The organism is Psychrobacter sp. M9-54-1, from assembly GCF_016613355.1.
Classification (GTDB): domain Bacteria; phylum Pseudomonadota; class Gammaproteobacteria; order Pseudomonadales; family Moraxellaceae; genus Psychrobacter; species Psychrobacter faecalis.
Map to the genome: position 1 here is coordinate 26320 of NZ_JADGFW010000038.1, position 12492 is coordinate 38811.

Here is a 12492-nt window from a genome sequence, read left to right on the forward strand (position 1 = left end):
GCCATGCGCCTGACTGAGCAAAACGGGCAACGCGGCGGATTAATCGGCGCCTTTATACGTAGTGCTGGCTACGAGCGCCGGTTTTTAGCCAAAAATCCGTGGGATTTAAGCATGGTAGTCTGGATACCGCTTGCGACCGTGCTCTTGATTTGGTGGATTTTTTCACAAATACAAATCACCGATTTACCCATTGGCGTCGTGGATAACGATCGTGGTCCTGTTGCCAATACTGCGGTGCGTTATTTGGAAGCCAACCCAAACCTGACGGTCAGACAGCTTTATCACTCGCCAGCAGCAGTAGAAGCAGCGCTCCTGCAACGTGATATCTATGCGGTGGTTATTATTCCAGAGGATTTCTCGCGCAATATCTCATCGAGTAAACCGGCGCCGATTGTATTGCAAGTAAATGCCCAATACGGTACTCATTCTGGCATTATCCAAACCAGTGTCCAATCGGTGATTGGTACACTATCAGCAGGCGTTGAGATACAGCGTTTGGTAAAAAAAGGTATGGCGCCATCCCAAGCGGCGATTGCTTACTCGCCCATTGGTATTCAACGCATCAGTTTGTTTAATGCAGCAACCGACTATCAACAGTTTTTAGCATCAACCGTTATCCCAGCACTGCTGCATATTTTAGCCATGGTCATTGGCGCGACGACCATTGGGCGTGAATTGCGCGATAAGAAAATCGGTATTTGGTATGACTTTATTAATGGTAGTCAGCCTGATTTAACCATTATTAAAGACAATGAGACTCAAGGTAGCCAAAATAAAGACCGTCAGACCACGGCCGTTTCAGTCTTAACTGAAGATAATCAAACACTCATTGACGATAATAAGCCTAGAAAAGCTAGTGTATCAGTTTTGCTCTTTGGTTTATTGGGTAAGTACTTTTGGCCCATGCTGGCTTATAGCTTATGGTCAGTTTTGGCGTTATGGCTCGCCGCGCCGCAGCAAGCGGTTGCTATCAGCTCCATTATTGCGACTTATATTGGCCTTGTATTGCTAATGATGTTGTCATTTTGGCTGGGTGCGATATTTACCTTAACCTCATTTTCATTACGCATGGGTTTATCGTCAACCGGATTTATCTCAGCGCCTTCTTATGCCTTTGCTGGGGTAACATTTCCCTATATCGCCATCAGTAAAAACGCTCAGCATTGGTCGGATGCCTTACCACTGACCCATTATCTTAAGCTGCATATAGCGCAATTACAGATGCAAGCGCCAGTTGCCATCTCACTACCCATCGTCTATGGACTGACGCTTGCGACGATTGTCACTATGTTTTTAGCCGCCTTATTGAGCAAGCGCGCGCTCGCACATCCTGAACGCTGGGGAGCCCGCTAATGGTTATGACACCAAAAGAACCTTTATCTCAAGAAAACCTCATAGCAACAAAAAATCAGCCGTCCAATGCTACATTAGAGGCAAAAAGTCATTTGCCAGCGCAAAGCTTTTTCGGCAGTTTTCTGCAAACTATCAAAGACGTCTTTTCTGATAAAGGCGTGCTACTACTGCTCATGATTGCGCCGATTATTTATGGCTTCTTTTATCCTTGGCCGTATTCAACCGAAGTGGTCAATCATGTGCCCGTTGGCATTGTCGATCAAGACAATAGCAATCTGTCTCAAACCATCGTTCGTTATGCCAGTGCTAGCCCGCAGCTGGATACCAAGCGTTTTTTAAATGAGCAAGACGCTCAAGAAGCGATATGGTCCGATGATATTGCTGGCTATATGATTATTCCAAGCGGGCTTGAGCAGCAAGTCTTATCTGGCAAAGCAGCAAGCGTCAGCGTATTAGGCAATGGGGGTTATTTTCTGTTAAATAAAAACGTTCAAATGGGTTTTTTGCAGGCGGTCAGTACGGTTTCAGCGGGCGTTGAGATTAAAAAAAGCGTGGCGCAAGGGGCGTATTCTGCAACCGCAGCGGCAAATACCCAAGCGGTACCGTTAAGAATCATCCCTTTATACAATCAAACCGAAGGCTACGGCGCTTATGTGGTGCCAGCGGTCGCTATTCTTATTTTGCAACAAACCTTGTTGATGTCGACAGCGATGTTAATTGGCACCTGGTATGAGCAGCGTCGTCATACCGCCAGTATTCGCGACTGGCTTGGCCGTATTGCAGCGCTCAGTATGTTCAGCTTTATCATCGGCTGCTTTTATTATGGCTGGACCTTTGAGCTGCATCATTATCCACGTGGTCAAAACATGCTTGGCAGCTTGTTATTTTTGTTGCTATTTTGCCCAACTGTCGCCACGCTTGGCTGCGTGTTTGGGCTATGGTTCCGTCAGCGTGAGCGCAGTATGCAAATCTTGATTTTTAGCTCGCTACCGATGTTTTTTGTCAGCGGATATCCATGGCCAGCCAATCAATTACCAGAATTTTTACAAATCATCCGCTGGGTCATACCGACGACACCTGGTATTAATACCTCTGTTCAGCTCAATCAAATGGGCGCGAGTGTGGCGCAAGTCGCGACTGGTTTTTACGCATTGGCAGGACTGTGGGCATTTTACTTTTTATTACTGCTACTTTTCCGCTGGCGTACCAGCCAAAGCAAAACTGCTGTTTAGCATCAAAATATATGGATAGTATTGGCATTTATGCTATAAAAAACACCTCAAAAAAAAGCGCCTACTCAATAAGCAGGCGCTTTTTTATTTATCTGACTTTATGATGTTTGGTTTAAAAAACGCGATTTAAACCATTGAGAGCGGCGACGCGATAGGCTTCTGCCATCGTTGGATAGTTAAAGGTTGTGTTCACAAAATACTCAAGAGTATTGTTGCATTTCATGACCGCCTGACCAATGTGAATAATCTCTGAGGCATGATTACCATAGCAATGAATGCCTAAAATCTCAAGCGTCTCACGGTGGAACAAAATCTTTAACACGCCCGAACGCTCACCAATGATTTGCGCCCGTGCCAGATGTTTAAAGAACGCCTGCCCGACTTCATAAGGGACTTTTTCGTCGGTCAGCTCTTGCTCAGTTTTACCGATACAAGAAATCTCAGGGATGGTATAGATACCGGTTGGAACGCTTGATACTGGCTCGGCATCGCTATCGCCAACCATAAACGCCGCCGCACAGCGTCCTTGATCGTAGGCCGCTGAGGCCAATGAGGGCCAGCCAATGACGTCACCAGCGGCATAGATATTTTCGACGCCGGTACAATAGGTATCATCTACTTTTAGCTGACCACGGCTATTGGCTTCCAGCCCAATGGCCTCTAAGTTTAAGCCTTCGGTGTTACCCGAACGCCCATTTGACCAAAGAATGGCATCTGATTTGATGCGCTTACCGCTTTTTAGATGCAAGACCACGTAATCATCGTGAGTTTCAAGGTGGTCAATCTCTTCATTGCTACGAATCAAGACGCCAAACTGTCTAAAGTCATGAGCAATGGCATCACTAATCTCACTGTCTAAATAATTGAGCAATTGATTTTGGTTATTAATTAAGTCAACTTTATAACCAAGACCAGTAAAGATAGAGGCATATTCACAGCCGATGACGCCTGCGCCATAAATGATGATTTTTTTGACCACATAATCCATTTGCAAGATTTTATCAGAGTCAAACACACGCGGATGGTTAAAATCTAAAATGTCAGGGCGATAAGGACGGCTTCCAACGGTAATAATGGCTTTATTAAAGGTCACGGTTTCAAAGACGCCGTCGTCCTTTTCGACACTCAAAGTATGTGCATCAACAAAGCTTGCCCAACCATGTATCACATCAATACGGTTGCGCTCATAAAAACGGGTATGGGTGCTTACTTGATTACGGATGACGCGGCGCGCATTGGCCAACACGTGGTTTAGGGGAACTTGCTGATACTCCATCGCCTTGGTAAACATAGGATCGCGGCGAAAGTTAATCAGGTTAAAGACCGATTGACGCAAGGCTTTACTTGGAATCGTGCCCACATGGGTCGAGTTACCACCAACCTGTTCACGCGGATCAATCACCGCAACCTTTTTGCCCGCCTTGGTAAGCTTCATCGCCGCCGCTTCACCAGCAGGCCCTGCGCCTAGAACAACGGCGTCATATTCATACTTATGCTTATCGCCTTTGATGCGCTGCGAGTCTTTGGTAAAAGGGGTTTTGATATCGATGCGGATATCATCAAGCGGATTGACCAAGTCAGGGTGATGCATGATATCTTCAGTAACTTGCTCATGGGTTTGCTCAATTTTTGCTTTTTTAGTTTTGCCTTCAGTATGCTCAGGGTTCGGCGCGCGGCCGCTTTCTTTATTAGACACCTCGGTATGAATGTCTTTACCCGTGTCATTGGTCGCGTCGCTTATCGGTTTGCTTCCCATCGTATCCTCTTTTATTAATTTATAAATCTGTGTATTTTTTAGACTATGAATGTCTACAAGTAACGATCAAGTTAGACTCATAGCGCTAAAGCGTGCCTACCATACGTGCTGATAGGATATTTTGCAATATTGGCGACAGTTACGTTATCGCCATAGCCGTTATTCGTTATACGCTGTTGCTTAATCCCTTTAGCCGATACGGCGTTTAAGTCCCGTCATCTGCAAGATACGTGTGGCAATCTCTTCAACAGACATCTCAGAGACATCAAGACTCGGAATCCCTTGCGAGATATAAATGCCCTGTATGGCGCGCTGTTCCTGCTGACATTGCTGATAGCTAGAATAACGGCTGCCCGCGCGGCGTTCTTGGCGAATTTTTACTAAGCGATCGGTATCGATTAACAAGCCAAATAACTTGTGCTTATGCTCACGTAAGGCTTTTGGCAATTGATTGTCGTTTAAATCTTCTTCGGTTAACGGATAGTTTGCCGCTCGAATACCAAATTGTAGCGCTAAATACAGTGAGGTTGGGGTTTTGCCAGAGCGCGAAACACCGATAAGAATGATATCTGCTGCATGATAATGACGAGTACGTGCACCATCATCATTATCTAGCGCAAAATGCACGGCATCGATACGTTCTTTATAAGTTTCAGAATCGACATTATCGTGGGCATGACCCGAATGCGCGTCCGGCTCGACGCCCGTCTCTTCTGCGACTCGGCCGATTAACCCTTCATACATATCCAAATTACAGCTATGCGCCGAGTTAATTTTTTCACGAATTTCAGGGCTAACAATGGTATCGAACACCAAGGGCAGCAAACCGTCGCGCTGATAGGCCATATTGATTTGTTCGACCGCTTCTTCGGCGCGCTCTAAGCTATCAACATAAGGCAACACTCGAGTTTCAAAAGGCACAGAGGCAAATTGACTTAAAATGGCGCGTCCAAGGGTTTCTGCGGTAATCGCCGTCCCATCAGAGATAAAAAACGCCGTTCTGATATTTTGGTCGTTATCTACTTGCAACGCTTGTTTGTTTTGAATGGTCGGCTTGGCGGCTTCTGGCGGATTATTTACAAACATAACGGAACACCTTGGTTAAGACCTCAATAGGCGCTTTTATTTAGCGCAGAAAATCTGTAGCGGTTAGTTTCTTGTGCCCTATATTATACGCACAATAGCTGTCTAATAGAAATCAATGTTACAGGCGTACACTTAGTAAGCACGATGTAATAAGGATATCTATTAAGAGTATTTATGCATCTATAGTATTGCTATAAAGGAAGGTTTCTTATCAGCAAATTTTTTCTCTAAAAACCAGTTATATTTTACTCTTTGTTATATTCTAACAACCAAATATTGAGTTTTGACCGCGCAAATATGTAGCAAACGCCACAATTTGTATATTTTTGACGATTTATTTGGTTCTAGGTATCGAAATTACCTAAATATAGGGGTATAATCGACCGTTATAATCTTTACTAAATAACCTTATTTTCTGGAGTTATCATGGCAGCGCAATCTACAGCACTTGTAATCAATCTTGATCAGCTAGGAAAAGATGACATTGAGATGGTTGGCGGCAAGAATGCCTCGCTTGGCGAGATGATCAGCCATTTATCTGATTTGGGTGTCAGCGTTCCAGGTGGCTTTGCGACCACTTCAAATGCGTTCAATCGCTTTTTGACAGAAACAGGCTTACTTGACAAAATCAACAACGAGCTTAAAACCCTTGATGTGAATGATGTTAATAAGCTTGCTGAGACTGGTAAAAAAATCCGTACTTGGATTATTGAGCAAGAGCTGCCAAGCGACCTTGAGCAAGAAGTGCGCCAGTCGTTTGAAACCATGAGTGGCGGCGAAGACATCGCGGTTGCGGTACGTTCTTCTGCGACTGCTGAAGATTTGCCAGATGCGTCATTTGCCGGCCAACAAGAAACCTTCTTGAATATTCGTGGCATTGATAATGTCCTGATTGCCATTAAAGAAGTATTCGCCTCTTTATATAATGACCGCGCCATCTCTTATCGTGTGCATAAAGGTTTTGAGCACGAAGGCGTTGCCCTATCTGCTGCTGTACAGCGCATGGTACGTTCAGAAACTGGCGCTGCTGGCGTGATGTTCACCCTAGATACCGAAAGTGGCTTTGATCAAGTGGTCTTTATCACTTCAAGCTATGGCCTAGGTGAAATGGTTGTACAAGGTGCGGTCAACCCTGATGAATTCTATATCTCTAAAAAATTGCTTGAAAATGGCAAGCCTGCGGTCATTCGCCGTAATCTAGGCAGCAAGCATAAGAAAATGATTTATGGTGATGAAGGCAGCACCACTAAGTCTGTCAAAACCGTCGATGTTGAAAAACAAGAGCGCATGCAGTTCTCTTTAACCACTGAAGAGCTAAACTCACTTGCCAAACAAGCCATGACCATTGAAAAGCATTACGGTCAAGCGATGGATATCGAGTGGGCAAAAGACGGCGACAGCGGTGAAATCTTTATCGTTCAAGCACGTCCAGAAACCGTTAAGAGCCGCCAAGACAGCAACGTCATGGAGCGTTATATCATCAATACTGGCGATGCTAAAATCCTATGTGAAGGTCGTTCAATCGGTCAACGCATCGGCGCTGGTAAAGTACGTATCGTTAGCAATCTAAACGAGATGGACAAAGTTCAAGACGGCGATGTCTTAGTATCAGACATGACGGATCCGGATTGGGAGCCAGTCATGAAGCGTGCTTCTGCGATTATCACCAACCGTGGTGGTCGTACTTGTCACGCGGCTATTATCGCTCGTGAGCTTGGCGTTCCAGCTATCGTCGGTTGTGGTAATGCCACTGAATTATTGGTTGATGGTCAAGACGTGACGGTTTCTTGTGCTGAAGGTGATACTGGCTTTATCTATGAAGGTCAGATTGATTTTGACGTACAGACTAACTCTGTTGAATCTATGCCAGAGCTTGCATTCAAAGTCATGATGAACGTGGGTAACCCAGATCGTGCCTTCTCATTTACCCAAATGCCAAACGAAGGTATCGGTCTTGCGCGTTTAGAGTTCATCATCAACCGTATGATTGGTGTGCATCCAAAAGCGCTACTGAACATGAACAGCTTGCCACGTGAAATCGCCCAAGCGATCAATGAGCGTATCGCCGGTTATGCCTCACCAGTCGATTTCTATGTCGATAAATTGGTCGAAGGTATCTCAACCCTAGCCGTTGCCTTTATGGATCAGCCAGTTATCGTGCGTATGTCTGATTTTAAATCAAACGAATATGCCAACTTGCTCGGCGGTAAATTATACGAGCCATCAGAAGAAAACCCAATGCTAGGTTTCCGCGGTGCCAGTCGCTATGTGTCTGACAACTTCCGTGACTGCTTCGAGCTTGAGTGTAAAGCACTAAAACGCGTCCGTGATGAGATGGGCTTGACCAACGTTGAGATTATGATTCCATTCGTTCGTACCGTTGGCGAAGCAAAAGAGGTCATCGAGCTACTCGCGAAAAACGGTCTAAAACGTGGCGAAAATGGTCTGCGCGTCATCATGATGTGTGAGCTACCAACCAACGCGCTATTAGCAGAAGATTTCCTAGAGCACTTCGATGGTTTCTCAATCGGTTCAAACGACTTGACTCAGTTAACGCTAGGTCTTGACCGTGACTCAGGTATCGTCTCACATCTATTTGATGAGCGTGATCCCGCGGTTAAGAAGCTATTATCTATGGCGATTGAAGCTTGTAACAAAGCAGGCAAATACATTGGTATTTGTGGTCAAGGTCCATCAGATCATCCAGATCTTGCGTTCTGGCTCATGGAACAAGGTATCAACTCAGTGTCACTAAACCCTGACTCAGTGCTAGATACTTGGTTCTTCTTAGCTGGTGAAGAAACGAAATAAGTCGTAACGATACGTCACAGCGTTAATTGACAGAGTCATTTAATATACTACCATTAGGGTCTATTTGATTTTTTCAAATAGACCCTAATATAATGTATTAGCGAAAGTGGCTTGAAAAAGTGACTTAAGATATGACTAACTATGTAGGCAATTATGCAGATTTTCCTTGCTCGAAATAACGTACAAGCTGGTCCATACACGTTGGATCAGCTCAATATTATGCTCGCCTCAGGTGAGGTAGTATTAGATGATTTGATGTGGCATGAAGGCCTAGATCAGTGGCAGCGTGTTGGTAATTTAACCAATAATCAGACTTATTATCGTCCTGCCCCTATAGTGTCGGCAGATCATAATGACTCTATTATCAATAACGTCACTTTCTTCCCAGAAGATTCTGCTAGTAGCACCTCTAAAGATGACAAAGCGGTATCGCTAGACAGATTGTATGGTAAGCCTGAACGCCCAGCAGAGAACGCTAAAAATACCAAGCTGGACATGACCACCAATCGTCAATATACACCCAATAAAAACGTGTCATTGAATAAGTCTGGTACAGTCAAAGCCGCCTCGCCTAAAGATAAAGTCGTCGGTAATGTCGTCCTTGCGCCGATTATGTCGCGGGTGTTAGCGACCGCAATCAATGGTTTGCTCTATGTATTAGCAATTTTACCGCTGGTCATGGCATTAACCAAAATGGATGTGGACTATACCAAATTTCAAAACATCCAAGATATGGATGCCGCGTATCAGTATTCCATGACCTTGATGGAAAGTATTCCTAGCAGCACTTTGATGATGTCACAAGTGATGGTGTTTGGTTTGTTTGCGCTGCAGCTAGTATTTATTACCTTGCGGGGACAATCACTTGGTAAGCTGATTACTGGTATTCGCGTCGTTGACCAAACCACCCACCGCTTGCCTTCTTTTAGCAAGCTTATTGGCATGCGTACGCTACTACTGTTTATTATTTACAACTTATTATTTTCATTTACTAGCTTTTTAGGTTTTGTGGTTATTATTGTTCATTATTATATGGCCTCAAAAAGTCCTGAAAACATCGGTTGGCATGACAAACTGGCTAAAACCTTAATAGTGAAAGCCGACAATAGCCAATTGGTCAAACAACCCAAGGTAAAATAATGGGTTTATAAGTTTATTATAAAAACGATTGTTATAAATATCATAAAGTTATATGAAAAAGTGGCGTTTATACGCTGCTTTTTTATTGAATAATTTATATTTACGTCTTTTATTATTTATTGACAGACGCTCAGTGATTAACCTTTGTGTTAAAGGCTGAGTACTGTTATAATACGGCGCTTTATAAACTAAGCTTATCCCCTATTGTTTTTGCGAAATTCGATAAGATTTGGGCTTACCTTATAAATCTCCTTGCTATTAACATAGGGTTAATAGCTACTAATCCGTAAGGAGTCATAATGCGACATTACGAACTGGTGTTACTTGTACACCCAGACCAAAGCGACCAAGTGGTCGGCATGGTTGAACGCTATATCAAGTTGGTTCAAGACAACGGCGGTACGATCCATCGTCTAGAAGATTGGGGTCGTCGTCAATTGGCTTACCCAATTAACAAAATTCACAAAGCTCACTACGTTCTTTTCAACGTTGAAACTGACGGTGAGACTTTGGCTGAACTTGAAGAATTATTCCGTTATAACGACGCGATCATTCGTAGTCTAGTTATGCGCCGTGACGAAGCTGTCACTGAAGAGTCGCAGTTAGCCAAGAATGCCGATGAAAAACGCGCACGCAAAGCAACGACTCGTCGTCCAGACAATCGTGAAAACGACGACAACGACAACAGTGAAGACTAATTAAAGGAGAATACTCATGGCACGTTTCTATCGCCGTCGCAAATTCTGCCGTTTCACTGCTGAAGGCATCACTCACATCGATTATAAAGATGTTGAATTGCTAAAACAGTACATCAGTGACAATGGTAAAATCGTACCAAGCCGCATCACCGGTACATCTACTAAATATCAGCGTCAGCTAGCCACTGCTATCAAGCAAGCTCGCTATCTTGCGCTACTTCCGTATACTGACAACCATCAGTAATTTAACCGTTAACTAGGAATGACTCATGCAAATTATTTTGTTACAGCGTATCGTCAACCTTGGTAAACTCGGTGAAACTGTCGATGTGAAACCAGGTTACGGACGTAACTTTCTTATCCCTCAGGGCAAAGCACTACCTGCAACTAAAGCAAACATTGAAAAGTTCGAAGCACGCCGTGCTGAGCTTGAAGCTGAAGAAGCAAAAGAAGTAGCGGTTGCTCAAGAACGTGCTGACGCGTTAACGGACGTTAATGTTATCATGCGCGCTAAATCAGGTGACGAAGGCAAGCTATTTGGCTCTATCGGTACTCGCGATATCGCTGAAGCATTGACTAACTCAGGTCTAGAAGTTGACCGTGCTGAAATCAAGCTACCTGAAGGCACACTACGTCAAGTGGGCGAATACAATGTTGATATTCAACTACACCATGACGTAACTGCTAGCATCTTAGTCACTATTCTATCTGAAGATGGCGACAACGAAGATGCTGCTGAAGAAGTTGAAGACGGCAACGAAGATTACTCAGAAGAGTAATTTTTGGTGGTAGTGTAAACTTACTACTCGTCTAAGAAAGCCAGTAACGTCATGTTGCTGGCTTTTTTATTTCTAAAATTTGCTAAGTGCTATCTCATTAATACTTACAATAGTATTGTGTAGCAATAACTGGTAATAAAACACCTGCATAACCTATACCTAATAATAAAATACTGCTTATAAAGTCATCTTCATTAATCTCAGTGCTATTGCTATCCTAGCTGTATTTAGCCATAGATAAAATGGGACAATATGATAAACACTGATGATAAATTAATATGCATCCAAGGTAACGAGTTTTATAAAGAAGGTGAAATCTATACGGTCGGTAGGATTGTAAATAATAAGTATTTCCAGATATTGACCGGCAATAATGCCGACCATTGGTATGCAACCTTAGACGATAAAGGTATTTATGTTAGCTTTGATTCTATGAGCCCTAAAGACAATAAAGCGTGGTTTGATAAGATAGATTAGAGGTTTTTATTGCTATATTGATGAAAGAAAGATAGACGATTATAAAAATGAGATAGAAAAATCATTACACAAAAAGTTGGCTATTATAAACAGTCAGCTTTTTTGGTTGAAAATCTAGCTTACGGCATTGTAAATAATTTACTGCTTGTGGCCAATCAGCCGCTATTTTTGGCGCCTCTTGCCCAGCGGCAATCATACTGGCTGCATTTATCCAGCCTGCATGACCGACTGCTAATACTGGTTTTTGACCACTATTTTGCGCCGCCATCTCATTTAACCAGTTTTCCGCACGATTAAACAACTGCTGTAAACTCTCGCCGCCCTTAGGGGCAAAATCTGCAAAATGATCACACCAATCATCAATCTCTTGTTTAGGAATTTGCGCCCAAGGCTGACCGTCCCAATTACCAAAATCAATCTCTGCCAGCTCAGGGGCGACATGATACAGAAAGCCATGCTGCGCCAATATTTCTCCGACTTTTAACGAGCGGTGTAGTGGGCTGACCCAAATCACTTTTGGCAATTGATGAAAACGCACGAAGCGCTGTATTTTATTAGCAAGGCGTTTAATTTTGCGTTTATCGACACTGATATCAGTCTGTCCGATACAAAAGCCATTAGCCGCAATGGGCTTTGGATGGCGCCAAATATACAAAACCATTGGCTATCATTATCCTTTTTAAATAGTACGCTTAACATTAAATAAAAGGGTTCGAGGCAGCAAGTCCAATATAAATAGCGATTTCACTTAACTGCTGCGTGGCGCCTAACCCATCACCGGTATAACCATCTAAACGTCTGCGCAACAAGCGCCGCATATAATCCGTCGCTACGATGCCTAGTAATAAAGCCAATGACCATTGCCAAATACCAATTTGTTGCACGGCATTTGGCAATAGGAGCACGACCAGCAAGCCCGCTAATATGAGCCAACTACTGCTCAATAATCCTTGTAATGGCGTCAGCTGCTGCGCCATCGGTTTGGCTTTAGCATGCTCAATCTCACCGCCGTAAGGCAATAGCGCCAGTAAACTAATACATAATAAACGTGAGAGCGTATGTCCAATAATCAGCGCCACGATAGCCACCGATAATGGCATAGACGCCAATAAGCTGATTTTGATAAGTAACCCCAATTCGGGATAAGCGCTCAAAAAAAA

Annotated in this window: 12 protein-coding genes; 8 read left to right on the forward strand and 4 right to left on the reverse strand. The window is 43.7% G+C overall.

The window, feature by feature from the left end; all coding sequences use genetic code 11:
- Nucleotides 1-3 precede the first annotated feature (3 nt).
- A complete protein-coding gene (locus IQ457_RS12435) occupies nt 4-1353 on the forward strand; it encodes an ABC transporter permease (protein ID WP_200663657.1) in 1350 nt (449 codons plus the stop codon).
- Nucleotides 1353-2585, forward strand: coding sequence for an ABC transporter permease (locus IQ457_RS12440; protein ID WP_242465443.1), 1233 nt, complete (start codon nt 1353-1355; stop codon nt 2583-2585). Before IQ457_RS12435 ends, IQ457_RS12440 begins: the two co-directional genes overlap by 1 nt.
- Nucleotides 2586-2697: 112 nt before the next feature.
- On the opposite strand, the gene sthA is transcribed toward IQ457_RS12440, so the two are convergent.
- Together sthA and ppsR are read right to left on the reverse strand one after the other, a co-directional pair.
- Nucleotides 2698-4341 (reverse strand): Si-specific NAD(P)(+) transhydrogenase, encoded by a 1644-nt coding sequence (sthA, locus tag IQ457_RS12445; RefSeq protein WP_207161750.1) that lies wholly within the window; start codon nt 4339-4341, stop codon nt 2698-2700.
- Between the two features lie 189 nt (nt 4342-4530).
- Nucleotides 4531-5427: a posphoenolpyruvate synthetase regulatory kinase/phosphorylase PpsR gene (gene ppsR, locus IQ457_RS12450; protein WP_068404832.1), complete on the reverse strand. Its 897-nt coding sequence runs from the start codon at nt 5425-5427 to the stop codon at nt 4531-4533.
- Nucleotides 5428-5853: 426 nt separating this feature from the next.
- Between ppsR and ppsA the strand changes: the two genes are divergently transcribed.
- From ppsA to IQ457_RS12480, 6 genes are all read left to right on the forward strand, one after another.
- A complete protein-coding gene (gene ppsA, locus IQ457_RS12455; RefSeq protein ID WP_200663659.1) occupies nt 5854-8238 on the forward strand; it encodes a phosphoenolpyruvate synthase in 2385 nt (794 codons plus the stop codon).
- Between the two features lie 153 nt (nt 8239-8391).
- A complete protein-coding gene (locus IQ457_RS12460) occupies nt 8392-9378 on the forward strand; it encodes an RDD family protein (RefSeq protein WP_242465444.1) in 987 nt (328 codons plus the stop codon).
- Nucleotides 9379-9677: 299 nt separating this feature from the next.
- Nucleotides 9678-10076 (forward strand): 30S ribosomal protein S6, encoded by a 399-nt coding sequence (gene rpsF / locus IQ457_RS12465; protein WP_068404828.1) that lies wholly within the window; start codon nt 9678-9680, stop codon nt 10074-10076.
- Between the two features lie 16 nt (nt 10077-10092).
- Nucleotides 10093-10320, forward strand: a complete 228-nt coding sequence (rpsR, locus tag IQ457_RS12470) for a 30S ribosomal protein S18 (protein WP_068404827.1) — start codon at nt 10093-10095, stop codon at nt 10318-10320.
- A gap of 25 nt (nt 10321-10345) precedes the next feature.
- Entirely contained in the window at nt 10346-10855 is a 510-nt protein-coding gene (gene rplI, locus IQ457_RS12475; protein WP_200663661.1) for a 50S ribosomal protein L9, read from the forward strand.
- A 252-nt stretch (nt 10856-11107) separates the two neighbouring features.
- The gene (locus IQ457_RS12480) at nt 11108-11332 is read left to right on the forward strand and encodes a hypothetical protein (protein WP_200663663.1); all 225 of its coding nucleotides are present in this window, start codon (nt 11108-11110) and stop codon (nt 11330-11332) included.
- Between the two features lie 64 nt (nt 11333-11396).
- On the opposite strand, the gene IQ457_RS12485 is transcribed toward IQ457_RS12480, so the two are convergent.
- The gene (locus IQ457_RS12485) at nt 11397-11993 is read right to left on the reverse strand and encodes a histidine phosphatase family protein (protein ID WP_200663665.1); all 597 of its coding nucleotides are present in this window, start codon (nt 11991-11993) and stop codon (nt 11397-11399) included.
- A gap of 37 nt (nt 11994-12030) precedes the next feature.
- Nucleotides 12031-12492, reverse strand: a 462-nt coding sequence (locus IQ457_RS12490; RefSeq protein ID WP_200663667.1) for an adenosylcobinamide-GDP ribazoletransferase, incomplete at its 5' end; no start/stop codon positions are given.